The 24777-nt window shown below is 57.1% G+C and carries 24 protein-coding genes, 1 pseudogene and 1 other annotated feature; of the genes and pseudogenes, 13 read left to right on the top strand and 12 right to left on the bottom strand.

The window, feature by feature from the left end; translation table 11 throughout:
- Positions 1–110: 110 nt before the first annotated feature.
- Positions 111–1397 carry a D-serine ammonia-lyase gene (dsdA, locus tag ACSVHP_RS11270; RefSeq protein WP_447552038.1) on the top strand — a complete coding sequence of 429 codons (1287 nt, stop codon included), beginning with the start codon at positions 111–113 and terminating at the stop codon, positions 1395–1397.
- A 44-nt stretch (positions 1398–1441) separates the two neighbouring features.
- On the opposite strand, the gene ACSVHP_RS11265 is transcribed toward dsdA, so the two are convergent.
- The 5 genes from ACSVHP_RS11265 to ibpA form a co-directional block, all read right to left on the bottom strand.
- Complete coding sequence (locus tag ACSVHP_RS11265; RefSeq protein ID WP_447551943.1) at positions 1442–1789, bottom strand: DUF202 domain-containing protein; 348 nt, start codon at positions 1787–1789, stop codon at positions 1442–1444.
- Positions 1779–2126: a YidH family protein gene (locus ACSVHP_RS11260; RefSeq protein ID WP_234673709.1), complete on the bottom strand. Its 348-nt coding sequence runs from the start codon at positions 2124–2126 to the stop codon at positions 1779–1781. The genes ACSVHP_RS11265 and ACSVHP_RS11260 overlap by 11 nt, the downstream gene beginning before the upstream one ends.
- A 58-nt stretch (positions 2127–2184) precedes the next feature.
- Positions 2185–3846, bottom strand: a complete 1662-nt coding sequence (locus ACSVHP_RS11255; RefSeq protein WP_447551941.1) for a putative transporter — start codon at positions 3844–3846, stop codon at positions 2185–2187.
- A 165-nt stretch (positions 3847–4011) separates the two neighbouring features.
- Positions 4012–4440: a small heat shock chaperone IbpB gene (gene ibpB, locus ACSVHP_RS11250; protein WP_234673711.1), complete on the bottom strand. Its 429-nt coding sequence runs from the start codon at positions 4438–4440 to the stop codon at positions 4012–4014.
- Positions 4441–4576: 136 nt separating this feature from the next.
- On the bottom strand, positions 4577–4987 hold the full coding sequence (gene ibpA / locus ACSVHP_RS11245; RefSeq protein ID WP_234673712.1) for a small heat shock chaperone IbpA: 411 nt from the start codon (positions 4985–4987) through the stop codon (positions 4577–4579).
- Positions 4981–5053, bottom strand: a sequence feature (ROSE (Repression Of Heat Shock gene Expression) occurs in the 5'-region of heat shock genes and acts as an RNA thermometer to modulate expression.). It overlaps the preceding gene by 7 nt.
- Positions 5054–5303: 250 nt before the next feature.
- Here ibpA and ACSVHP_RS11240 point away from each other — a divergent pair.
- The gene (locus ACSVHP_RS11240; protein ID WP_234673713.1) at positions 5304–5633 is read left to right on the top strand and encodes a YceK/YidQ family lipoprotein; all 330 of its coding nucleotides are present in this window, start codon (positions 5304–5306) and stop codon (positions 5631–5633) included.
- A 2-nt stretch (positions 5634–5635) separates the two neighbouring features.
- Here the strand turns inward: ACSVHP_RS11240 and ACSVHP_RS11235 are convergent, their stop codons facing one another.
- Positions 5636–6859: a DUF3748 domain-containing protein gene (locus ACSVHP_RS11235; protein ID WP_447551940.1), complete on the bottom strand. Its 1224-nt coding sequence runs from the start codon at positions 6857–6859 to the stop codon at positions 5636–5638.
- A 98-nt stretch (positions 6860–6957) separates the two neighbouring features.
- Between ACSVHP_RS11235 and cbrA the strand changes: the two genes are divergently transcribed.
- Positions 6958–8022 (top strand): colicin M resistance lipid reductase CbrA, encoded by a 1065-nt coding sequence (cbrA, locus tag ACSVHP_RS11230; RefSeq protein ID WP_447551939.1) that lies wholly within the window; start codon positions 6958–6960, stop codon positions 8020–8022.
- 39 nt (positions 8023–8061) lie between these two features.
- Here the strand turns inward: cbrA and yidA are convergent, their stop codons facing one another.
- The 5 genes from yidA to dnaA form a co-directional block, all read right to left on the bottom strand.
- Positions 8062–8874 carry a sugar-phosphatase gene (gene yidA / locus ACSVHP_RS11225; RefSeq protein ID WP_447551938.1) on the bottom strand — a complete coding sequence of 271 codons (813 nt, stop codon included), beginning with the start codon at positions 8872–8874 and terminating at the stop codon, positions 8062–8064.
- A 195-nt stretch (positions 8875–9069) separates the two neighbouring features.
- The gene (gene gyrB / locus ACSVHP_RS11220) at positions 9070–11481 is read right to left on the bottom strand and encodes a DNA topoisomerase (ATP-hydrolyzing) subunit B (RefSeq protein WP_447551936.1); all 2412 of its coding nucleotides are present in this window, start codon (positions 11479–11481) and stop codon (positions 9070–9072) included.
- Positions 11482–11509: 28 nt separating this feature from the next.
- Positions 11510–12583, bottom strand: coding sequence for a DNA replication/repair protein RecF (gene recF, locus ACSVHP_RS11215; RefSeq protein ID WP_417313881.1), 1074 nt, complete (start codon positions 12581–12583; stop codon positions 11510–11512).
- The gene (gene dnaN, locus ACSVHP_RS11210) at positions 12583–13683 is read right to left on the bottom strand and encodes a DNA polymerase III subunit beta (RefSeq protein WP_234673721.1); all 1101 of its coding nucleotides are present in this window, start codon (positions 13681–13683) and stop codon (positions 12583–12585) included. Before dnaN ends, recF begins: the two co-directional genes overlap by 1 nt.
- 4 nt (positions 13684–13687) lie before the next feature.
- Positions 13688–15082 carry a chromosomal replication initiator protein DnaA gene (dnaA, locus tag ACSVHP_RS11205; RefSeq protein ID WP_010426558.1) on the bottom strand — a complete coding sequence of 465 codons (1395 nt, stop codon included), beginning with the start codon at positions 15080–15082 and terminating at the stop codon, positions 13688–13690.
- 322 nt (positions 15083–15404) lie between these two features.
- Between dnaA and ACSVHP_RS11200 the strand changes: the two are divergent.
- The 10 genes and pseudogenes from ACSVHP_RS11200 to ACSVHP_RS11155 all read left to right on the top strand — a co-directional run.
- Positions 15405–15455 (top strand): annotated as a pseudogene (locus tag ACSVHP_RS11200) (hypothetical protein); the annotation flags it as partial.
- Positions 15456–15684: 229 nt separating this feature from the next.
- On the top strand, positions 15685–15825 hold the full coding sequence (rpmH, locus tag ACSVHP_RS11195) for a 50S ribosomal protein L34 (protein ID WP_000831330.1): 141 nt from the start codon (positions 15685–15687) through the stop codon (positions 15823–15825).
- A 16-nt stretch (positions 15826–15841) separates the two neighbouring features.
- Positions 15842–16201, top strand: coding sequence for a ribonuclease P protein component (gene rnpA / locus ACSVHP_RS11190; RefSeq protein WP_014072458.1), 360 nt, complete (start codon positions 15842–15844; stop codon positions 16199–16201).
- On the top strand, positions 16165–16422 hold the full coding sequence (gene yidD / locus ACSVHP_RS11185; RefSeq protein WP_001307474.1) for a membrane protein insertion efficiency factor YidD: 258 nt from the start codon (positions 16165–16167) through the stop codon (positions 16420–16422). Before rnpA ends, yidD begins: the two co-directional genes overlap by 37 nt.
- A 2-nt stretch (positions 16423–16424) precedes the next feature.
- Positions 16425–18068, top strand: coding sequence for a membrane protein insertase YidC (gene yidC, locus ACSVHP_RS11180; protein ID WP_447551935.1), 1644 nt, complete (start codon positions 16425–16427; stop codon positions 18066–18068).
- A 73-nt stretch (positions 18069–18141) separates the two neighbouring features.
- The gene (mnmE, locus tag ACSVHP_RS11175) at positions 18142–19506 is read left to right on the top strand and encodes a tRNA uridine-5-carboxymethylaminomethyl(34) synthesis GTPase MnmE (protein WP_447551934.1); all 1365 of its coding nucleotides are present in this window, start codon (positions 18142–18144) and stop codon (positions 19504–19506) included.
- A gap of 110 nt (positions 19507–19616) precedes the next feature.
- Complete coding sequence (locus tag ACSVHP_RS11170) at positions 19617–20792, top strand: MdtL family multidrug efflux MFS transporter (RefSeq protein WP_447551933.1); 1176 nt, start codon at positions 19617–19619, stop codon at positions 20790–20792.
- Positions 20761–21723, top strand: coding sequence for an HTH-type transcriptional regulator YidZ (gene yidZ, locus ACSVHP_RS11165; RefSeq protein WP_234673725.1), 963 nt, complete (start codon positions 20761–20763; stop codon positions 21721–21723). Before ACSVHP_RS11170 ends, yidZ begins: the two co-directional genes overlap by 32 nt.
- Positions 21724–21865: 142 nt before the next feature.
- Complete coding sequence (locus ACSVHP_RS11160) at positions 21866–22612, top strand: 4'-phosphopantetheinyl transferase family protein (protein ID WP_417315359.1); 747 nt, start codon at positions 21866–21868, stop codon at positions 22610–22612.
- 35 nt (positions 22613–22647) lie between these two features.
- The gene (locus ACSVHP_RS11155; RefSeq protein WP_447551932.1) at positions 22648–23214 is read left to right on the top strand and encodes an NADPH-dependent FMN reductase; all 567 of its coding nucleotides are present in this window, start codon (positions 22648–22650) and stop codon (positions 23212–23214) included.
- 68 nt (positions 23215–23282) lie between these two features.
- On the opposite strand, the gene adeP is transcribed toward ACSVHP_RS11155, so the two are convergent.
- Positions 23283–24620 carry an adenine permease AdeP gene (adeP, locus tag ACSVHP_RS11150; RefSeq protein ID WP_447551931.1) on the bottom strand — a complete coding sequence of 446 codons (1338 nt, stop codon included), beginning with the start codon at positions 24618–24620 and terminating at the stop codon, positions 23283–23285.
- Between the last annotated feature and the right edge of the window lie 157 nt (positions 24621–24777).

Below are 24777 nucleotides of genomic sequence, written 5' to 3'. Positions count from 1 at the left end.
GTCGTTCTCACTTGATGCAATCTGGCTCACCTGAACCCTAATTTATATCATTTGTCAGTCGGAGCGTTTTTTCGTCCAATAGCTGCACGATCCACGGTGAGACATTTATGATGAAAAACGCCACTCTCTCCACGCTGGCCGCCCGCTTTCCGCTGGTCAACGACCTGATTGCCCTGAAAGAGACCACCTGGCTAAACCCGCGCACCACCTCGCTTGCAGAGGGGCTGCCGCACGTCGGTCTGACCCAGGCCGATGTCGACGATGCCCACGCGCGGCTGGCCCGCTTTGCGCCGTACCTTGCCAAAGCCTTCCCGGAAACCGCCGCCAGCGGGGGGATTATCGAATCCGAACTGGTGGCGATCCCCGCGATGAAAAGACGGCTGGAGCAGGAATTTGATCGCGAAATACCCGGCACGCTGCTGCTGAAAAAGGACAGCCACCTGCCGATCGCCGGCTCGATTAAAGCGCGCGGCGGCATTTATGAAGTGCTGGCCCACGCCGAAAAGCTGGCGCTGGAGGCCGGGCTGCTAAGCCTTAACGATGACTACAGCATCCTGCTGGAGCCGCGCTTCACCGCGTTCTTCAGCCAGTACAGCATTGCCGTGGGGTCGACGGGCAACCTCGGGATGTCTATCGGCATCATGAGCGCGCGGATCGGCTTTAAGGTCACGGTTCACATGGCCGCCGACGCCCGCGAGTGGAAAAAGGCCAAATTGCGCAGCCACGGCGTAACCGTCGTCGAATATGAGCAAGACTACGGCGTGGCGGTGGAACAGGGGCGCAAGGCGGCGGAGAGCGACCCTAACTGTTTCTTTATCGACGATGAAAACTCCCGCACGCTGTTTCTGGGCTATGCGGTGGCGGGCGAGCGCCTGAAGGCGCAGTTCGCCGCGCAGGGCCGCGTGGTGGACGCCGACCATCCGCTCTATGTTTATCTGCCGTGCGGCGTGGGCGGCGGCCCCGGCGGAGTGGCGTTTGGCCTCAAGCTGGCCTTTGGCGACCACGTTCACTGCTTCTTCGCCGAGCCGACGCACTCCCCCTGTATGCTGCTGGGCGTCTACACCGGGCTGCACGATGAGATTGCGGTGCAGGATCTGGGTATCGATAACGTCACGGCGGCGGACGGGCTGGCGGTAGGCCGCGCGTCGGGCTTTGTCGGACGCGCGATGGAACGCCTGCTGGACGGGTTCTACACCCTCAGCGATCAACGCATGTACGACCTGCTCGGCTGGCTGGCGCAGGAAGAGGGGATCCGGCTCGAGCCCTCGGCGCTGGCGGGAATGGCCGGGCCGCTGCGGGTACACGCCGATGCCCGCGTTACGCATCTGGTGTGGGCGACCGGCGGCGGCATGGTGCCGGAAGAAGAGATGGCGGCCTATTTAGCGAAAGGACGTTAGGGGTTTTATTTATCCCTCTCCCGTAGGGAGAGGGATCGATTTTTTTAGAGATTCAGGATCTGCTGGACGTGCGTCACCGCAAACAGCAGCGACAGCGACAGCACCGCCAGCGCAATCAAGAACTTATCGCGCACCGCCTTTGGCTGCACGAAATCATCCTGCGCGACGTCCATCAGGTTACGGCTGCGGGTATAGCGCCACAAAATGATGGCGACCAGCGCCAGTACCACCAGTGAGATCCAGAACGGAACTCCCGTCCGGTGCCAGTTGTGCTTAATCGCCAGGGCGATCAGCGCCCCGTATCCCAGCAGCGTGCGCAGCCAGGCAAGCGAGGTGCGCTCCGGCTGAAGACCGGGATCGGCTTCGCGGCGCGCCTTGCGGCTATCCGCCATAGAACACCAGCACCATCACCACGCCCGCCACCGCCAGCAGCATCCCGCTGACAATCAGCAGACCGCGCGTATAGGGGAGATCCTGCTTCAGACGCATCGCCTTTTCGTTACGCAACCAGCGCAGATACCCGTAGATCGCCAGCACCCCGGCAAACAGGCACAGCAGCAGGGCCAGCACTTCACGAATCAACGGGGTCGCAAAATCCGGGGCCAGCTGATCGAGCCCGACGCCTGCCGCCAGAAAGCCGAGCGCGGTGCGGATCCAGGCCAGAAAGGTGCGCTCATTAGCCAGCGAAAAGCGGTAGTCCGGCGCTTCGCCGAGGCGGGAGATGTTCATAAATGTTCCTTGTCGTTCCTGAGGCAGGCTTCAGCATAGCCTAATGGCGGGCAAGCCGTTAGCCTATCCCCCAGAACAGCACCGCCAGCAGCTGCGGAGTGATGATGCGCAGGAACATCACCAGCGGGTAAACCGTGGCGTAAGAGAGCGCCGCCGCGCCGCTGGTGGCGTGCAGGTTATTGGCAAAGGCCAGCGCGGGCGGATCGGTCATCGAGCCTGCCAGCATGCCGCAGAGCGTCAGATAGTTCATCTTCGCGAACATCCGCGCCAGAATGCCCATCGTCAGCAGCGGGATGGCGGTAATCAAAATGCCGTAGCCGATCCAGCTGATGCCTTCACCCTGAACCAGCGTATTGACGAAATCCCCGCCGGACTTCAGCCCGACGACCGCCAGAAACAGCACGATGCCCAGCTCGCGCAGCGCCAGATTAGCGCTCGGCGGCATAAACCAGTACAGCCTGCCGATACAGCCGATGCGCCCGAGGATCAGCGCCATAATCAGCGGGCCGCCCGCCAGCCCAAGCTTGAGCGCCACCGGGAACCCCGGCACGTAAAGAGGGATGGAGCCCAGCAGCACGCCAAGCCCGACGCCGATAAACACCGGGAGCATCTGCACCTGCTGGAGTTTTTGCTGGGCGTTACCCACCATATCAGCCACCGCATCAATCGACGCAGAGCGCCCGACCAGGTTAAGAATATCGCCGAATTGCAGGCTGGCATCCGGGCTGGCGACCAGTTCGACGCCCGCGCGATTCAGACGGGAGATGACCACGTCATAACGCTCTTTTACCTGCAAATCGCGGATTTTCTTGCCCAGAACCTTTTCGTTGGTGACGACGACGCGCTCGACGCGCATGTCGGTGCCGCGCGTGGAGAGCGAGGTGTCGACCTCCTGGCCTATCACCAGCTGCGCGTTGTGCAGATCGCCCGGCTGCCCGACCAGATGCAGCAGATCCCCCAGCTGGATCAGGGTGCCGGGGGACGGCACCATCAGCATGTCGTCGCGCTTGAGGCGGGAGCAGATGATATTGACGCTGTTCAGGATGGGCACATCCTGAATCGCCATTTTGTCGAGGTTGGGGTTATCGACCCGAATATTGATGGTTTTGATCAGCGTATGGCCGAAGGTCTGCGTGGATTCGTGCTCCTGCGCCTCTTTTTCCACGTTAACGCGAAACAGCACCCGCACCAGCCACATGGAGAGCAGAATGCCGCAGATGCCGAACGGATAGGCCATCGCGTAGCTCATCCCCATCTGGTCAACGACGTCGGGCGCAATGCCCAGATCGCGCAGAATTTGCTGTCCGGCACCCAGCGCGGGCGTGTTGGTGACCGCGCCGGAGAAAATCCCCAGCACCACGGGGAGCGGAATGGCAAAGAGCTTATGCAGAATGGCGGTGACCAGCCCGCCCATCACCACAATGCCGAGGGCAAACAGGTTCAGGCGCAAACCGGACACGCGCAGCGAGGCGAAAAAACCCGGCCCGACCTGAATACCGATGGTGTAAACAAACAGGATCAGGCCGAACTCCTGGATGAAGTGCAGCATGTCAGCGCTCAGCGCCAGCCCGAGCTGGTCGGCAAAGTGGCCGACAAATATCCCGCCGAACAGCACCCCGCCGATACCAAACCCGATGCCACGGATTTTGATATTGCCGATCCACAGCCCGACCACCGCGACCAGGGCCAACACGCTAACCGTTAACGCGATATCACTCATGAGTCACTTCCGTTGTATAACCTGAGTTATTTTAAGGATTCTCTCAGAGCGGGATGCGGTTGTATGGGCGATGGCGCACAAAAAAGCCCTGCCGTGGCAGGGCTTTATCTTTTCACCCTCTCCCTGTGGGAGAGGGCCGGGGTGAGGGCATCCGCCCGCACACAATTAACTATTCAACGCCGGGCGCTCGCTAATGGCGATGCGCTGCGGGGCAATGGCCTCCGGCACGTTGCGGGTCAAATCAATATGCAACAGCCCGTTGTTAAAGGTCGCACCCGAAACTTCCATATGATCGGCGAGGGTAAAGCTCAGGCTAAACGGCTGCATGACCAGCCCCTGATGAAGCCATTTGGTTTCGGTTTCCTGTTTTTCCGGCGTACCTTTAACGCTCAGGCGCGTGCCCTCGAGCTGAATATCCAGATCGTCCTGGCGGAATCCGGCCAGCGCCAGCGTGATGCGATAGTGGTTATCATCGCTCTTTTCGATGTTGTACGGCGGAAATGTCTGCTGTTCGCTGCCGGATTGCAGCGCGTTAGCCAGTTTGTCAAAACCAATCCACTGACGCAGCAGGGGGGATAAATCGTAGTTACGCATACTAAATCTCCTTCTGAGAAGCGAGTTCGGCACAGTTTAATTTTGTGCGCAGTTGTTCCTGCAAATCCTGATGGATTCGCATATGCTCCCGGTTCGGCAAGCAATTCTGGGTGGGCCGCCAGCGCGACCCGCTTAATTAGTTAATTTCGATACGACGCGGTTTTTTCTCTTCCGGAATTACACGTTCCAGATCGACAAACAGCAGGCCGTTCACCAGGTTCGCGCCTTTAACGTGAATGTTCTCAGCAAGCTGGAACTTACGTTCAAAGTTACGCTCGGCAATGCCCTGGTAAAGGTAAGTACGTTCTTTCTGCTCAGCCGCATGGGAACCTTTCACCACCAGCAGGTTGTCCTGCGCGGTGATCTCCAGTTCGTTTTCTGCAAAACCGGCGACGGCAATGGCGATGCGATAGTGGTTTTCATCCACCAGCTCAACGTTGTATGGAGGGTAGCCGTTACTCTGGCTTTGGTTATTTTCTAAATGGTTAAACAGGCGGTCAAAACCAATTGCAGAACGGTATAACGGAGAAAGATCGAAGTTACGCATAATTAAAAGCTCCTGAAATCAGCGAGAAATTTTAGCCTTCCACCATGGACAGGCTGCTGCCCCCCACCAACACCCCGCAGGCGTGTCCGTTTCAGGGGGACATTCTTAAAATGGGTCTGTATACGGGCTTTTCAAGTCTCTGGATGCGAGATTTTTTTGCACTTTACCAGGACTCGCATAGACTGGGACTACAGCACAAAGGGTTAAATTGCGATGGCCGCCACAGAGCGGCGCTTTTACACTATTCAATTCGAACATGGCTCGCTATAAACCCCCATGCAGGTTTTATCCGCGCCATTAGCGATGATTAAAGACGATGAAAAATGTTCTGATTAAGCTGACAACGTTCAGCGTAGTGGTATTACTTTGCGGGTGTTCGAGCGTGATGTCTCACACTGGCGGTAAAGAAGGAACATACCCAGGCACGCGCGCCAGTGCCCAGATGATCTCGGATGACGACACCAACTGGGGCACCAAATCTCTGGTCATTCTGGATATGCCGTTTACGGCCGTTGCGGATACGCTGCTGCTGCCGTGGGATCTGTTCCGCACCGACAGCTCGGTACGTTCGCGCGTTGAGAAAAGCGAGCAGGAAAATCTGGCCACGAACTCGGTTATCCCGCCCGCAGCCCTGCCTCTTGAGTAATACTATGCGGTTTCCGTCGCCCAAATCTGACGGAAACCCGCAGTCTCTTCCATCCACGCCACCCGCGCCCCATCAGGCGAAAACACAACCGCATCCCCGGATGGCGGGTTGCCATGATCGGACGTCAAAAACGTCACCTTGCCCGTTGCCGCATCGCACTGGGCGATTCTGTTTTCGAGCACAAATCCCAGCATGTTCCCGGATGGGTGCCAGTTGAACGCCGACTGAATATCGCTGGCGTTATGCGTAAGCTGGCGCGGCTCGCCGCCTTCAGGGGCGATCAGCCACAGCTGAACCACACCCTTATCGTCGCGCATCAGAAACGCAATCTGCGTGCCCTGTGGATGGCTGCGCACCCAGTGGCGCGGCACGTTGACCAGCCCCGGATACGCCTTCTTGTGGGTAAAGGTTAAGCGGCGCTGCGCCACGCTCGCAGGCGGCGCGGGCATATTGTCTGGTGTTCCCTGTAAGGGCCGTTCTCCCGCGCGTTTCCAGCCCTGCTCATCCTGCGGCAGTTCGACGATAAACAGCTCGGGCACCTTTTCGCCCTTCGCAGAGAGCGTGTCGCCGATAAACGCCAGGCGGTTATTGCCCACCCAGCCCTCTTCATAGGCGCGGTTGATCTCATCGCTGCCCGGCACGGGCGTGGGCGTTGTATGGCTCACCAGCACGCTCCAGTATGTGCCAGCATACTCGCGCGGATGCTGCCCCTGCGGCGTCACCGGGCCAAACGGCGACGCCACGCCGACGTTACGCAAATCCAGCGCCGGATCGCGCTCGTGCAGCACGTGGTCGTTATAGGTGAAACTCACCAGCCGTCCGTTCGGGCTGAACACATGGACATGGCTGCCGCCGCGCAGCGCGCCGGGCGTGTAGGGCGCGGTGATATCCATCGCATCCAGATTATCGACCTGCCCGTTGTGCGCCACCACGCCCTGACGATGATGGAAATCATACTGCCAGGCGGCGTCCGGGTTTTCCGGGCCTTTGATAAAAACATATTTTTCCTGCACCGGATGAACGGTCACCACGCCGACGTGCGCCCCGTGGCGGGCGCGGTAAATCACCTCAACCTCACCCGTTTCGACATTCACCCGCTCGATGGTTTCACCGGTAAAGGAGGCCCCGGACGGGCGCACGTCGAATGCCAGCCACCGGCTGTCTGCCGTCCAGGTGTTGGTATTGGTGAGCTGATGGTTGCGGGAGGCGAAGGTGACTTGTTTCATGGGACGATCCGTTGAGGACAATTTTCCCCATCATACTTCACAAGGACTTCACTTTCAGGCTCTAGCATCGCGCCATCTGAATTTTTACGGACATAACGATGGAACATTTCGACGCGGCAATTATTGGCCTGGGGCCAGCGGGCTCGGCGCTGGCGCGAAAGCTCAGCGGCAGGATGCGCGTGATTGCGCTGGATAAAAAACGCCAGTGCGGGAATGAGGGGTTCACCAAACCCTGCGGTGGCCTGCTGGCGCCCGACGCCCAGCGGTCGTTCATCCGCGACGGCATTACGCTGCCCGTTGAGGTGATAGCCAATCCGCAAATTTTCAGCGTTAAAACGGTGGACGTCGACGCGTCGTTAACGCGAAATTACCAGCGCAGCTATATCAACGTGAATCGCCATGCCTTTGATTTATGGATGAAATCGCTTATTCCTGACGACGTGCTGATTTACCACGACAGCCTGTGTCGAAAAATCTGGCGGGAAGACGATCGCTGGCACGTCGTTTTCCGCGCCGACGGCGTGGAGCAGGAGGTCACCGCCCGCTATCTGATTGGCGCGGACGGCGCAAACTCGCTGGTGCGCCGCCATCTCTATCCGGAACATAGCATTCGTAAATACGTCGCCCTGCAACAGTGGTTTGTCGAGCAGCATCCGGTTCCGTTTTATTCCTGCATTTTCGATAACGCCGTGACCGACTGTTACTCGTGGAGCATCAGCAAAGACGGCTATTTTATCTTTGGCGGCGCTTACCCGATGAAGGACGGCCAGGCCCGCTTCGACGCGCTGAAATCGAAGATGGAGGCTTTCCAGTTCCGGTTCGGTAAGCCTGTTAAAAGCGAGAAATGCACAGTGCTGTTCCCCTCCCGCTGGACGGATTTTGTCTGCGGCGAACGGAACGCGTTTCTGATTGGCGAAGCCGCCGGGTTTATTAGCGCCAGCTCCCTTGAAGGCATCAGCTATGCGCTGGACAGCGCCGATATCCTGAGTCCGATCCTGATGGCAGAGCGCGACGCGGCAAACGACGCGTACCGAAAAGCGACCCGCAAACTGCGGATAAAGCTTTACGGAAAGATTATTAAAAGCAGGATGTTAACGTCGGCGCTGAGCAGAAAGTGGATCATGCGAAGCGGCGTGGCGCACATTCCGCAGACTGAAGGCTAAAATCGGGCAAATACCGCATCGTATTTGCCCAAGCCGGTTTTAGTTCAGGACAAACTTCTCAATGGCGTAGGCGACGCCGTCTTCGAGGTTGGATTTGGTGACGAAGTTAGCCACCTCTTTCACCGACGGGATGGCGTTATCCATCGCCACGCCCATGCCCGCGTATTCCAGCATCGCGATGTCGTTTTCCTGATCGCCGAGGGTCATGATCTCCTCAGGCTTAATGCCCAGCACGTCCGCCAGCGATTTCACGCCGGTGCCTTTATTGACGCGTTTATCGAGGATTTCGAGGAAGTACGGCGCACTTTTCAGCACGGTGTATTTCTCTTTCACCTCTGCCGGAATGCGCGCGATGGCTTTATCCAGGATCTCCGGCTCGTCAATCATCATCACTTTCAGGAACTGGGTGTTCGGATCCATGTTTTCCGCTTCGCAGAAGACCAGCGGAATGGTCGCCACGTAGGATTCGTGCACGGTGTAGTAGCTGATATCGCGGTTAGCGGTGTAGAGCGTGTTGCGATCGAGCGCGTGGAAGTGGGAACCCACTTCGCGGGACAGCTTTTCCAGGAACCGGTAATCATCATAGTTCAGCGCGGTTTGTGCCACCGTGCTGCCATCCGCCACTTTCTGCACCAGCGCGCCGTTGTAGGTGATGCAGTAATCATCCGGCTGATTCATGTGCAGTTCTTTCAGGTAGTTATGCACGCCAGCGTAGGGACGACCGGTGGTCAGCACGACCTTCACCCCTTTTTCGCGCGCAGCCGCGATCGCGTTTTTTACAGCCGGTGAAATAGTGTGATCGGGCAGGAGCAAGGTGCCGTCCATATCGATTGCAATGAGTTTGATAGCCATGAGGTCCCCGGGATAAGTGAGTGCTGTCTCATGCTAACGCGATTCCGCTCAAAAAACAGTAAAGAAAAGGGGGATAGAAAAGGGAAGAGGAATTCCGCTTTTGCGGGCAAAGAAAAGCCCGGTGGCGTTAACGCTAACCGGGCCTGGGAACGTTGTAGCCCCGGTAAGCGCAGCGCCACCGGGGAAACAAACGGCTTAAATATCGATATTCGCCGCTTTCAGGGCGTTCTCTTCGATGAAGGCACGACGTGGTTCAACCGCATCACCCATTAGGGTTGTGAACAGCTGATCCGCTGCAATTGCGTCTTTAACGGTGACGCGCAGCATACGGCGGCTTTCCGGATCCATGGTGGTTTCCCACAGCTGATCCGGGTTCATCTCGCCCAGACCTTTATAACGCTGAATAGACAGACCGCGACGGGACTCTTTCACCAGCCACTCCAGCGCCTGCTCGAAGCTGGCAACCGGCTGACGGCGCTCGCCACGTTCGATGAAGGCATCTTCTTCGATCAGGCCGCGCAGCTTCTCGCCGAGGGTACAGATACGGCGGTATTCTGGGCCGGTCACAAACTCGTGCTCCAGCGGATAGTCGGTATCGACACCGTGGGTACGCACGCGAATAATCGGCTCGAACAGCTGAGCAGCGTTCTGCTGAACGCCGAACTTCCACTGGCTGCCGTGCTGCTCTTTCTCGTTCAGTTCGCTCACCAGGGTGTTCACCCAGCGGGTTACCGCCTGTTCGTCGCTCAGCTGGTCTTCGGTCAGGGTTGGCTGATACACCAGCTCTTTCAGCAGCGCTTTCGGATAACGGCGCTCCATGCGGCCAATCATCTTCTGCGCGGCGTTGAACTCGGAAACCAGACGCTCCAGCGGCTCGCCTGCCAGCGCCGGGGCGCTTGAGTTGGCGTGCAGGGTCGCACCATCAAGGGCGATCGCGATTTGGTACTGATCCATCGCTTCGTCGTCTTTGATGTACTGTTCCTGTTTGCCTTTCTTCACTTTGTACAGCGGTGGCTGTGCAATGTAGACGTGACCACGTTCAACGATTTCAGGCATCTGACGGTAGAAGAAGGTCAACAGCAGCGTACGGATGTGCGAGCCGTCGACGTCCGCATCGGTCATGATGATGATGCTGTGGTAGCGCAGCTTGTCCGGGTTGTACTCGTCACGGCCAATGCCGCAGCCCAGCGCGGTGATAAGCGTGGCCACTTCCTGAGAGGAGAGCATCTTGTCGAAGCGTGCCTTCTCAACGTTCAGGATTTTACCCTTCAGCGGCAGGATCGCCTGGTTCTTACGGTTACGGCCCTGCTTCGCAGATCCGCCCGCTGAGTCCCCTTCCACAAGGTACAGTTCAGACAGCGCCGGGTCGCGCTCCTGGCAGTCCGCCAGTTTGCCCGGCAGACCTGCTAAGTCCAGCGCGCCTTTACGACGGGTCATTTCACGGGCTTTACGCGCCGCTTCGCGGGCACGCGCCGCGTCGATGATTTTGCCGACCACGATTTTCGCGTCGGACGGGTTTTCCAGCAGGTATTCGCTCAGCAGTTCGTTCATCTGCTGCTCAACGGCGGATTTCACCTCGGAAGAGACCAGCTTGTCTTTGGTCTGAGAGGAGAACTTCGGATCCGGCACTTTCACGGAGACAACGGCAATCAGGCCTTCACGGGCATCGTCACCGGTGGCGCTGACTTTCGCTTTTTTGCTGTAGCCTTCTTTATCCATGTAGGCGTTCAGGGTACGGGTCATCGCCGCGCGGAAGCCCGCCAGGTGAGTACCGCCATCGCGCTGTGGAATGTTGTTGGTGAAGCAGTAGATGTTTTCCTGGAAACCATCGTTCCACTGCAACGCCACTTCGACGCCGATACCGTCTTTTTCGGTGGAGAAGTAGAAGATATTCGGGTGAATTGGCGTTTTATTCTTGTTCAGATACTCAACGAACGCGCGGATACCACCTTCATAGTGGAAATGATCTTCACGGTTGTCGCGCTTATCACGCAGACGAATTGACACGCCGGAGTTCAGGAACGACAGCTCACGCAGGCGTTTTGCCAGAATGTCGTATTCGAATTCGGTGACGTTGGTAAAGGTTTCGAGGCTCGGCCAGAAACGCACCAGGGTACCGGTTTTATCGGTATCGCCCGTTACCGCCAGCGGTGCCTCAGGCACGCCGTGCTTGTAAATCTGACGGTGAACTTTGCCTTCGCGCTGAATAACCAGTTCCAGCTTTTGCGACAGGGCGTTAACCACGGAAACACCCACGCCGTGCAGACCGCCAGAAACTTTATAGGAGTTATCATCGAACTTACCGCCTGCGTGCAGAACGGTCATGATAACTTCGGCGGCAGATACGCCCTCTTCCGGGTGAATACCGGTCGGGATGCCACGGCCATCATCGGTGACGGATACGGAGTTGTCCGCATGGATAGTCACCACGATGTCTTTACAGTGACCCGCGAGCGCTTCGTCGATAGCGTTATCCACAACCTCGAATACCATGTGGTGCAGACCGGTGCCGTCATCCGTGTCGCCGATATACATACCCGGGCGCTTACGCACCGCATCCAGCCCTTTCAGGACTTTGATACTGGAGGAGTCATAAGAATTCGACATCAACGTTTCTCGCTCATTTAAACTTGGGTTAATCCGTTATTTTACCCTTTTCCACGTTAAACATCTTCGAATTTTCGTCCGACATGTCTATAACGTGTTCAGCGCTAATGGCGCTGACGAAAACCTGCGACTGCGTGGCTTTCAAGCGGCTGGCAAGCAGCCCGCGCCTTGCGTCGTCGAGTTCCGAGGCAAAATCATCTATCAGATACAGGCAGCGTCGCCCGCTCTCGCGGGTTAAAAACTCCCCCTGCGCCAGACGTAGCGCGCACATCAGGAGCTTAAGCTGCCCGCGCGACAGCGTATCTTCCACCGGCGCACCGTCTGCACGAATGCGGAAATCCGCCTTGTGCGGGCCGTGCGCGGTGTAGGTCAACATGCGGTCGCGCTCGAAATTTCTCTCTAAAACTTCAGAATAATCAGTCTCTTTTTCCCAGCCGCGCTGGAAAGAGAAGGTGAGAGAAAACTCGGGTAAAAACTGTTTGCAGGTATCCGCCATGTCTTCGGCGATCCCTGCGCTGTATTCGGCACGCCAGCGGCTGATTTGTTCCGCCAGCGGGATTAATTCCCTATCCCACGGACGGAGCTGCGCGTAGCGCGTCACCTGTCGCAGTGCGGCGTTGCGCTGCTTGAGCAGACGCTTCAGGTTGCTCCACGCGTTAAAGAATCCGGCTTCGTTGTGAAAGCATCCCCAGTCGAGGAACGCTCTTCTGTATTTGGGGCCGCCGTTGAGTAAAGTAAACCCCTCCGGCGTGATCAGCTGCATCGGCATCAGCAGCGCCAGTTCAGCCACTTTGTGACCGTCGGTGCCGTCAATACGCACCTTGCTGTCGCCCTGCTTGTCTTTGGTCAGGCCGATAGAGGTTTCACGCTCTGCGCCCTGTAACCGCCCGTGCAGCACGAAAGATTCCTGCTCGTGGCGAATAACGCGGCCGATTTGCAAACTGCGAAACGCCCGACCGTGGCCGAGCGTGTAGATGGCTTCAAGGACGCTGGTTTTACCGCTACCGTTCGCGCCAACCAGGAAGTTAAAGCCAGGGGATAAAGCGAGATCCGCGCTTTCGATATTGCGAAAGTCGCGGATCAACAGACGGGTGAGCGACATTACAGTCTCATTGGCATGACAACATAAGCAGCCGACTGTGACGCGGCATCTTCAATCTGTACGCTCGAAACGGAGTCGGTCAGCAGAATGCGAACGTTCTCGCACTTCAGGGCATTCAGTACATCCAGTACGTAGCTGACGTTAAAGCCGATTTCCATCTCAGCCCCGGCGTAGGTGACGTCCAGAATCTCTTCTGCCTCTTCCTGCTCCGGGTTATTGGCGGTGATTTTGATCTGATTTTCGCTCACATACAGACGCACGCCGCGGAACTTCTCGTTAGAGAGAATGGCCGCACGGGCAAAGGCCTGCTTGAGGATGTCGCAACCGGCTTCCAGCGTTTTGTCGGGATTTTTCGGCAATACGCGGCGATAATCCGGGAAACGACCGTCAACAAGCTTAGACGTGAAGACAAAATCACCCACGTGGGCGCGGATATTGTTGCTGCCGATCTGCACGCGCAGCGGCGTGTCGCCACCGTCGAGCATACGCATCAGCTCAATCACCCCTTTACGCGGCACGATCACCGAATGGCTTGGCAGCGATACGCCGATTGGCATAGAGCACACCGCCAGACGGTGGCCGTCGGTGGCGACGGTACGCAGCTCTTCACCTTCGGTTTCGAACAGCATGCCGTTTAAGTAGTAACGCACATCCTGATGCGCCATCGAGAACTGGGTCGCTTCAATCAGGCGCTTCATCGTCGCCTGCGGCAGGGTGAATTCAACTTCACTTTGCCAGTCGTCCAGATTCGGGAAGTCCGCAGCAGGCAGCGTGGAGAGAGAGAAACGGCTGCGGCCAGAGCGAACCAGCATACGGTCGCCCTCCAGCTGCACAGCGATCTCTGCGCCTTCCGGCAGACCACGGCAGATATCAAAGAATTTACGTGCCGGAACAGTGGTCGCGCCCGCGTCGTGCGGCTGAGTCAGCGTAACGCGCGCGATCATTTCCATTTCCAGATCTGTGCCGGTCAGCGACAGCGTACCGTCAGCGACCTGAAGCAGCAGGTTTCCGAGAATAGGCAGCGTTGGGCGGCCACCTAATGGGCCACTCACCTGTTGCAGCGGTTTTAATAAATGTTCACGTTCAACGGTAAATTTCATAGCGTCACGATGATAGTGTTCTGATTAAATTGGAAAAATCTTCTTTTATGTCGTGGCTTTCTTCGCGTAACTGCTCAATCTTGCGACAGGCATGCAGCACGGTCGTATGGTCACGGCCACCAAACGCATCGCCGATCTCCGGCAGACTGTGGTTGGTTAACTCTTTAGCCAGCGCCATCGCCATCTGACGCGGACGCGCCACCGAGCGGGAACGACGTTTAGACAGCAGATCGGCCACTTTGATCTTGTAGTACTCGGCCACCGTCTTCTGAATATTGTCGATAGTGACCAGTTTTTCCTGCAAAGCCAGCAGATCGCGCAGCGCTTCACGCACAAAATCGATAGTAATGGCGCGGCCGGTAAAGTTGGCGTTGGCGATCACGCGGTTCAGCGCCCCTTCCAGCTCACGCACGTTGGAGCGCAGACGCTTGGCAATGAAGAACGCCACTTCACCCGGCAGGCGAATGTCGTTTTCATCGGCTTTTTTCATCAGGATCGCAACGCGGGTTTCCAGCTCCGGTGGCTCGATCGCCACGGTCAGGCCCCAGCCAAAGCGGGATTTCAGACGATCTTCAACGCCGTTGATCTCTTTTGGATAACGATCCGAGGTCAAAATGATCTGCTGATTACCTTCCAGTAGGGCATTGAAGGTGTGGAAAAACTCTTCCTGCGATCGTTCTTTATTGGCAAAGAACTGAATGTCATCGATAAGCAGGGCGTCAACGGAACGGTAGTAGCGTTTAAACTCTTCGATCGCATTGTTTTGCAGGGCTTTTACCATGTCCTGAACGAAGCGCTCGGAGTGCATATACACCACTTTGGCATTGGGCTTGCGCGCCATAATGCCGTTACCGACAGCGTGCAGAAGGTGCGTTTTACCCAGGCCCGTGCCGCCATACAGGAACAGCGGGTTATAGGCGCCGCCAGGGTTATCTGCCACCTGACGAGCCGCCGCGCGGGCCAGCTGGTTTGATTTACCTTCGACGAAGTTATCAAACGTGTGTTTCACGTTGACGTTCGAGCGGTAGGTTGGCTCCGCCGGTGCAGGAACATTATCCCAGCCCTGGCGAGCGGGGGCGACGCGCGGCGCCGGAGCGGGTGCTGCCTGGGCAGGCGCCGCCACGTTAACGGTTTCACGAACGGTTTGGGTGACCGGCTTTGTACCCACTTCAAAGCGCAGCTGCGGAGCATCTGAGCCGCAGAAATCGTTTAGCAGTCCATTGATATTATTAAGGTATTTATCCCTTACCCAATCGAGCACGAAACGGTTTGGCGCATACAAAGCCAGCGTGTTATCGCTCAGTTCCGCCTGCAACGGGCGGATCCACATACTGAATTCTGTGGCTGGTAACTCATCCTGCAATCGGGCAAGACATTGCTGCCAAAGCGAAAGTGACACGGCGGACTCCACTCGAACAATAAAAGAAAGCTATTGAATATTCATGATTGTTGGCGCACATCGACATGACCCGGTGTAGAAGGGTGACGTGCGAATTGCTATCTGCAATTTTGCCCTGACCAGGATCCTGGGATCCCGATCGGGACCGCGGATCATAGCCTAAACTGAGCCAGAGATCTTCTGTTTCTCACAGATTCTTCCCGATTTATCCACAGGAAGATCCGAAACCGGGTAAGTGTAAACGATCCTGGTACGAGTGCCCCACGATTTAGGCCGCATATTGGAAAAATTAATGAGCACAGACATTTTATTGCTGAAATGATCTAACGAAGATCCGGGACGATCCTTGCGCTTTAAACGCCAGCCCGTATAATCCTCGACCCGGCGCGTGATGCTCATCTTCCTGCGTCGTCCGTCGCTCATTTTGTACGCGAAAACGTGCGAAATTACGCGGGAAATAAGGAAAGAGAATTGACTCCGGAGTGTACAATTATTACAATCCGGCCTCTTTAATCACCCATGGCTTCGGCGTCCGTCACTCGAAACACGTTCGGTCTTCGTAAAAAGCCATTGAATTTATTCAAGTTTAGGTAGAAATCGCCATGAAACGCACTTTTCAACCGTCTGTACTGAAGCGCAACCGTTCTCACGGCTTCCGTGCTCGTATGGCTACTAAAAATGGTCGTCAGGTTCTGGCACGTCGTCGTGCTAAAGGCCGCGCTCGTCTGACCGTTTCCAAGTAATAAAGCTAACCCCTGAGTGGTTAAGCTAGCATTTCCCAGGGAGTTACGTTTGTTAACTCCCACTCATTTCACCTTCGTCTTCCAGCAGCCACAACGGGCTGGCACGCCGCAAATCACCATCCTCGGCCGCCAAAATTCGCTGGGGCATCCCCGCATCGGTCTCACGGTCGCCAAGAAAAACGTTAAGCGTGCGCATGAACGCAATCGGATTAAACGTCTGACGCGTGAAAGTTTCCGTTTACGTCAGCATGAACTTCCCTCGATGGATTTCGTGGTGGTGGCTAAAAAAGGGGTCGCCGACCTCGATAACCGTGCTCTCTCGGAAGCGTTGGAAAAATTATGGCGCCGCCATTGTCGCCTGGCTCACGGGTCCTGATAGCCCTCATCCGGGTCTATCAACGCCTGATTAGTCCGCTACTCGGGCCGCACTGCCGTTTCACACCGACATGCTCAAGCTATGGAATTGAGGCATTGCGCAGGTTTGGAGTGATAAAAGGCAGTTGGTTGACGGTGAAACGCGTATTAAAATGCCACCCTTTACACCCTGGTGGTGACGACCCCGTCCCGCCTGGACCATTTGATACCAGAGAACACTAACGATGGATTCGCAACGCAATCTTCTTATCATCGCTTTGTTGTTCGTGTCTTTCATGATCTGGCAAGCGTGGGAGCAGGATAAAAATCCTCAACCACAACAGCAGGTCACGCAGACCACGACCACAGCAGCGGGTAGCGCCGCCGATCAGGGCGTACCGGCCAGTGGCCAGGGGAAACAGATTACGGTTAAGACCGATGTGCTTGAGCTGACTATCAACACCCGTGGTGGTGATATCGAGCAGGCGCTACTGTTGACCTACCCGAAAGAGCTGAAGTCTAACGAACCGTTCCAGTTACTGGAAACCACGCCAGAGTTCCTCTATCAGGCACAAAGCGGCCTGACCGGTCGTGATGGCCCGGATAACCCGGCTAACGGTGCGCGTCCACTGTATAACGTCGAGAAAGACACCTTCGTGCTGGCTGATGGCCAAAACGAGCTGGTGATCCCGATGACCTATACGGATGCTGCGGGCAACACCTTCACCAAGTCCTTCACCCTGAAACGCGGTGAATACGCGGTGGGCGTGGGCTATAACGTGCAGAACACCGGTGCGAAACCACTGGAACTGTCGACCTTCGGTCAGCTGAAGCAGTCCATCAATCTGCCTTCACATCGTGACACCGGAAGCAGCAACTTTGCGCTGCATACCTTCCGTGGTGCGGCGTACTCCACGCCGGATGCGAAGTATGAAAAATACAAATTCGATACCATTGCCGATAACGAAAACCTGAACGTCAGCGCGAAAGGCGGCTGGGTTGCGATGCTGCAACAGTATTTCGCTACTGCATGGGTTCCGCGTAACGAAGGCACCAACAACTTCTATACCGCAAACCTGGGCAACGGCATTGCCGCTATCGGGTATAAGTCTCAGCCCGTTCTGGTTCAGCCGGGTCAAACCGGTACTCTGGGCAGCACCCTGTGGGTTGGCCCGGAAATTCAGGACAAAATGGCAGCGGTCGCACCGCACCTGGATCTGACCGTAGATTACGGTTGGTTGTGGTTCATCTCTCAGCCGCTGTTTAAGCTGCTGAAGTTCATCCACAGCTTCCTGGGTAACTGGGGCTTCTCCATCATCGTTATCACCTTCATCGTTCGTGGCATCATGTATCCGCTGACCAAAGCGCAGTACACCTCCATGGCGAAGATGCGTATGTTGCAGCCGAAGATTGCGGCGATGCGTGAGCGTCTGGGCGATGACAAACAGCGTCAGAGCCAGGAAATGATGGCCCTGTATAAAGCAGAGAAAGTGAACCCGCTGGGTGGTTGCTTCCCGCTGCTTATCCAGATGCCAATCTTCCTTGCGCTGTACTACATGCTGATGGGCTCCGTTGAGCTGCGCCACGCGCCGTTCGCCCTGTGGATCCATGACCTGTCCGCACAGGACCCTTACTACATCCTGCCGATCCTGATGGGTATCACGATGTTCTTCATCCAGAAGATGTCGCCGACCACAGTGACCGACCCGATGCAGCAGAAGATCATGACCTTCATGCCGGTCATCTTCACCGTGTTCTTCCTGTGGTTCCCGTCAGGTCTGGTGCTGTACTATATCGTCAGCAACCTGGTGACCATTATCCAGCAGCAGCTGATTTACCGTGGTCTGGAAAAACGTGGCTTGCATAGCCGCGAGAAGAAAAAATCCTGATTCGGTTAAGCAGTAGCTAAAATAAGGGCGGTCAGTTGACCGCCTTTTTTATTTGTATTTAACGAGAGCAATCATGAGCCATAACGACACTATCGTCGCCCAGGCAACCCCACCGGGACGCGGTGGTGTAGGCATTCTGCGTATCTCCGGCCTGAAGGCGCGCGAGGTTGCCGAAGCGGTGCTGGGTAAACTGCCAAAACCGCGCTACGCCGACTATCTGCCGTTTAAAGATAGCGACGGCACCGCGCTCGATCAGGGGATTGCGCTGTGGTTCCCCGGCCCGAACTCCTTCACCGGTGAAGACGTGCTGGAACTCCAGGGGCACGGCGGCCCGGTGATCCTCGACCTGCTGTTAAAACGTATTCTGACGCTCCCGGGCCTGCGCATCGCGAAGCCGGGTGAGTTCTCCGAGCGCGCCTTCCTGAACGACAAGCTCGACCTGGCGCAGGCCGAAGCGATTGCCGACCTGATCGACGCCAGCTCTGAACAGGCGGCCCGCTCTGCGCTTAACTCGTTGCAGGGGGCGTTTTCCGCCCGCGTAAATCACCTTGTGGAAGCACTTACTCACCTGCGGATCTACGTCGAAGCGGCTATCGACTTCCCGGACGAGGAGATCGACTTCCTCTCTGACGGTAAAATTGAAGCGCAGCTTAACGAGGTGATGCAGGATCTCGACGCCGTTCGCGCCGAAGCGCGTCAGGGCAGCCTGCTGCGCGAAGGGATGAAGGTGGTGATTGCCGGACGCCCTAACGCCGGTAAATCGAGCCTGCTGAACGCGCTGGCCGGACGCGAAGCGGCTATTGTGACCGATATCGCGGGCACCACGCGCGACGTGCTGCGCGAGCATATCCACATCGACGGAATGCCTCTGCACATCATCGATACGGCGGGCCTGCGCGAGGCCAGCGACGAGGTGGAACGCATCGGTATCGAGCGCGCCTGGCAGGAGATCGAGCAGGCCGACCGCGTGCTGTTTATGGTGGATGGCACCACCACCGACGCCGTTGACCCGGCAGAAATCTGGCCGGACTTTATCGCCCGTCTGCCCGCTAAACTGCCGATCACCGTGGTGCGCAACAAAGCGGACGTCACGGGCGAAACGCTGGGCATCAGCGATGTGAATGGTCACTCACTGATCCGCCTGTCGGCGCGTACCGGTGAAGGCGTGGACGATCTGCGCAACCACCTCAAACAGAGCATGGGCTTCGACGCCAGCATGGAGGGCGGCTTCCTCGCGCGCCGTCGCCATTTGCAGGCGCTGGAACAGGCGGCGATGCATCTGGATCAGGGCAAAGCGCAGCTGCTCGGAGCCTGGGCGGGTGAGCTGCTGGCCGAGGAGCTGCGCCTGGCGCAGCAGAATCTCAGCGAGATCACCGGGGAGTTTACGTCGGATGATTTGCTGGGGCGGATTTTCTCGAGCTTCTGTATTGGTAAGTAATCCCGCTGATTGATGGTGATTTCCCCTCAGGAAATCACCATTGTCCAAATGGCAACTCGCTTAATCACCTCTCCCCCCCTATGCTGCTTGCCTGCATCTATGGGGGGTTTATGGCTCGTTTTCTGTTTTGTAGTTTTGCGCTGGTTCTGCTTTATCCATCCGGCATTGATATGTATCTGGTGGGGTTGCCGCATATCGCCCGCGATCTGGGGGCCAGTGAAGCACAGCTGCACATCGCGTTTTCGGCCTACCTGGCGGGCATGGCATCGTCGATGGTGTTTGCCGGGAAGATCGCCGACAAAGCCGGGCGCAGGCCCGTCGCCCTCTGCGGCGCGATAGTTTTCGCGCTGGCCTCAATCCTATGTTCAATGGCGCATAACAGCACGCTTTTCCTCGTCGGACGCTTTATTCAGGGCATCGGCGCGGGCGGCTGTTACGTGGTGGCCTTCGCGATTTTACGCGATACCCTGAGCGCCCAGCGGCGCGCCAAAGTGCTCTCGATGCTCAACGGGATCACCTGCATCATTCCGGTACTCGCGCCGGTTGTCGGGTATCTCATCATGCTGAAATTCCCCTGGCAGAGCCTGTTCTGGACGATGGCGGCAATGGGCGCGCTGGTCTTTATTCTCTCCATCGCGGTGCTGAAAGAGACCCTGCCGGGTTCGCAACATGCGAAGCACGCCGCCACCCTGCACCCGAGCGAAAAACTGCTCAACCGCTTCTTCCTCAGTCGACTGGCGGTGACCACGCTGAGCGTGGCCGTGATCCTGACCTATGTAAACGTTTCCCCGGTGCTGATTATGGAAACTATGGGGTTCGATCGCGGTGAATATTCCACGGTGATGGCGTTAACCGCGCTGATCAGTATGGCCGTGTCGTTCTCAACACCCTTTGCGCTCAATATCTTCCGCCAGCGCACGCTGATGCTCACCTCGCAGGTATTGTTCCTCGCGGCGGGTGTGCTTCTGGCAACCGCCAGCTCCCACGCGGTGATGCTGGCTGGCATTACTCTGATTTGTGCCGGGTTCTCCGTGGGCTTTGGCGTGGCGATGAGTCAGGCGCTCGGGCCGTTCTCGCTGCGAGCGGGCGTGGCAAGCTCGGTGCTGGGCATTGCGCAGGTCTGCGGCTCTTCTCTGTGGATTTGGCTGGCGGCGGTGCTTGGCCTTAACGCGCTGAATATGCTGATCGGGATCCTGATTGGCTGTAGCATGGTCTGCATTCTTTTACTTTTGGTCATCCAGCCCGCCGCGCACTATGAAGAAGCCCATCAGCAGCCTCGATCTTAATCTTCTGCTCACCCTGCAACTGCTGTTGCAGGAGCGCAGCGTGACCAAAGCCGCGAAGCGGATGAACGTTACGCCCTCGGCGGTGAGTAAATCGCTGGCGAAGCTGCGCGACTGGTTTGAGGATCCGCTGTTTGTGAAAACGCCGCTCGGGCTGCTGCCAACGGCGCTGACCGTGAGCCTTGAGCAGGATCTGGCGGACTGGATGCAAATCGGCAATCAGATCCTCGATAAATTCCACCACGATTCCCCCGGCGGCCTGACGTTCGAGCTGGCGGCGGAAACCCCGCTGATGCTGATCCGCCTGAATACGCTGCTGGAACAGGTGAACCAGCGCTACCCGCAGGCGACGGTCAAGATGCGCCACTGGGATTACGACTCGCTGGACGCCATTACCCGTGGCGAGGTGGATCTCGGCTTTACCGGACGCGAAACGCACCCGCGCTCCCGGGAGCTGCTCAAGCTGATGCCGTGGTTTATCGACTATGAAATTCTCTTTAGCGACCGTCCGTGCGTCTATCTGCGCGACGATCACCCGGCATTGCAGGAGGAGTGGAATCTCGACACCTTCTTGCGCTATCCGCACATCAGCATCTTCTGGGAGCGCAGCGACACCTGGGCGCTGGACGAGGTGCTTAAAGAGATGGGCCGCGAGCGGAATATCGCCATGAGCCTGCCCGGGTTTGAGCAGTCGATGTTTATGGCGGCGCAGCCGGGGCATAACTATATCGCCACCGCGCCGCACTACTGCCATCACTATAATCAGCTCCACCAGCGCAGGCTGATCTCCCTTCCCATTCCCATCGACGAAGCGCAGGCTGAAAAGCTCACCGTCCCCTTTACGATGATCTGGCATAAGCGTAACAGCCATAATCCAAAAATCCTGTGGCTAAAGGAGACCATTAAGGCGCTCTACGGTGTACCTCTGAGTTAGCCATCAAATTTTTGCCTAATAATGTGTAAAGTTCGGCGCTAAGACTTCTCTTAATCCTAATTACTGATTAAATCAGAAGTGAAGTTAAGCGATAATAAATGTAACCGTTTAACCGACTACGACCATTATCAAGGAGCGAAAAATGGCAACGCACTTTGCAAGAGGGACTCTCACCGAAGGACGCCTCGTATCGGCCAGGATCTCACTAGCCTGTCACGAAGAAGCACGTAAGCTTCCCGAGCATCGACGGACGCGCTTTTTAGCCTCCCGGGCGCTGCTCGCCGAACTGTTATTTATGCTGTACGGCACCAGCGAGCTGCCGGATATCATCACCCAGCCGGGTGGCCGCCCGGTCTTTGCGGACCCCGCGCTTCCCCGCTTTTCCATCTCCTATACCGGCAACATCACTGGCGTTGCGCTGACCACCGAAGGCGACTGCGGGCTGGATCTGGAACTTCAGCGCGCGACCCACGGTTTTCTCGGCGCTAACGCGCTGGATGCCTATCCGCTTTCCAGCAACGAGAAGCTGTGGATCCGTAACCAGAACGATCCCAACGAGGCGAAAGCCCAGCTCGTGACGCTGCGCCAGAGCATTCGCAAGCTCTCGGGCTGCGCCGCGGATGACGCGAGCCTGCTTCAGCTGTTGCCCGGCTCGGGCCGTCTTCGCGCCTCAAAAACGTCCCTGGTGGAGGCATTGAGCGACGCCGAAGACGTGCTGATTTGGTCGATTGCGGTGACGCCTGCGATTGAGCGGCTGAAAATCTGGGAATTTGACAGCGCGCGCGGCTGGCGTAGCCTTCCTGATGTGCCGGCGCGCGCCAACGAACCCGCCGCACGCCTGATGAGGTTAACCAGTTTACCGGCAGAAAAAGCTCTTACCCTTAACTGACCCGTTCCGGGCCATCATGATGAAAAGGAGTAATCATGTCTGATACGTTGAAAGTTGTTACGTTACTGGGAAGCCTGCGCAAAGGTTCTTTTAATGGGATGGTCGCGCGGACGCTTCCGCAGCTGGCTCCGGCAGGGATGGAGATCTCCGCGCTGCCTTCAATCGGCGAGATCCCGCTGTACGATGCCGATGTTCAGCAGGAAGAGGGTTTTCCGCAGAGCGTGGAAGCGATTGCAGAGCAGATCCGCCAGGCCGACGGCGTGGTTATCGTGACGCCAGAGTATAACTACTCGGTGCCGGGTGGCCTGAAAAACGCCATCGACTGGTTATCCCGTTTACCGGAACAGCCGCTGGCGGGCAAGCCGGTGCTGATCCAGACCAGCTCAATGGGCGCGATTGGCGGCGCGCGCTGTCAGTATCACCTGCGTCAGATCCTGGTCTTCCTGGACGCGATGGTGATGAACAAGCCTGAGTTTATGGGCGGTGTGATTCAGAATAAGGTCGACCCGCAGACGGGTGAAGTGGTGGATCAGAGCACGCGTGACCATCTGTCTGGTCAGCTGACGGCGTTCGGGGATTATATTAAGCGGGTGAAGGCGTAAGCTTCGAGCGGGCTGATGCCCTCACCCTCACCCTAGCCCTCTCCCACAGGGAGAGGGAACAAACACGTTTATTTGGCGTCGATGAACACAATCTTCAGCACAAACAACAGCGCCACAATGATGACGCACGGGCTGAGGTCGCGGAAGCGACCGGTACCGATCTTCATCACGCAGTAAGAGATAAAGCCCAGCGCGATACCTTCGGTAATCGAGAAGCTGAACGGCATCATCACCGCGGTAATAAACGCCGGAACCGCTTCGGTTAAATCTTCCCACTTCACGCGCACCAGGCTGGAGGTCATCAGCACCCCCACGTAGATCAGCGCACCTGCCGCCGCGTACGGAGGCACCATGCCCGCCAGCGGAGAGAGGAAAATCACCAGCAGGAACAGAATGCCTACCACGACCGCCGTCAGGCCGGTACGACCGCCCACGGACACGCCGGAAGAGGATTCAATGTAAGCGGTAACAGACGAGGTGCCGATAAACGAACCCGCTACGGACGAGATACTGTCAACGTACAGCGCCTGCTTCATGCGTGGGAATTTGCCCTTCTCATCCGCCAGACCCGCTTTGTCGGTCACGCCGATCAGCGTACCGGAGGAGTCGAACAGGTTAACCAGCATGAAGGAGAAAATCACACCCGCCAGACCGAGGTTCAGCGAACCGGCCAGATCGACGTGACCGATCACGGTGCTCACGCTTGGCGGCGCAGAAACGATGCCGTTGTAGTGAACATCACCCAGCATCCAGCCCAGCAGCGTGGTTACGACGATAGAGACCAGCACCGCCGCATGAATGTTGCGGGACGCCAGGATAGCGATGATGAAGAAGCCCAGCACGCCCAGCAGCACGTTGTGCGAGGTCAGATGGCCGATGCTCACCAGCGTATCCGGGTTAGCGACGATCACGCCCGCGTTTTTCAGCCCCATCATGCCGATGAACAGACCAATACCGCTGGTGATGCCCACGCGCAGGCTCACTGGGATATTGGCAATCATCCAGTAGCGCACACGGAAAATGGTCAGCAGCAGCAGGCCGATGGCGCCCCAGAAAATAGCGCCCATCCCCACCTGCCACGGCAGGCCCATCGCCTGAACGACCACGAAGGCGAAGAACGCGTTCAGACCCATTGCCGGTGCCAGCGCAACCGGCAGGTTAGCAAATACGCCCATCAGAATGCTGCCGAGTGCAGCGATCAGGCAGGTGGTCACGAAGACGGCGCTGGTGTCCATGCCAGCAACGCCCAGAATTTGTGGGTTAACAAAAACGATATACACCATCGTCAGGAAGGTGGTGAAACCGGCGATCACTTCGGTGCGTGCCGTTGTGCCGTGCTCGCGCAGTTTAAACACGCGCTCAAGCAGACCCTGACCAGATGTCTGGGTAGTGTGTTGTTGACTCATCATCTATTTCCGAACAAGGAGGGAAAATTCGTCGCTATCCTATACCAAAATGCGACAATAAGGGCGGTTGTGAGGTACTTTTTTTCATTGAATTTGCTTATACGGCAACGATTGCGTGTCGTTAATCTGCATCACGTAAACGTTAAACTTGTTAAAA

The organism is Enterobacter sp. 186315 (assembly GCF_053290175.1).
This window is presented reverse-complemented; position numbering and strand designations above follow the sequence as displayed.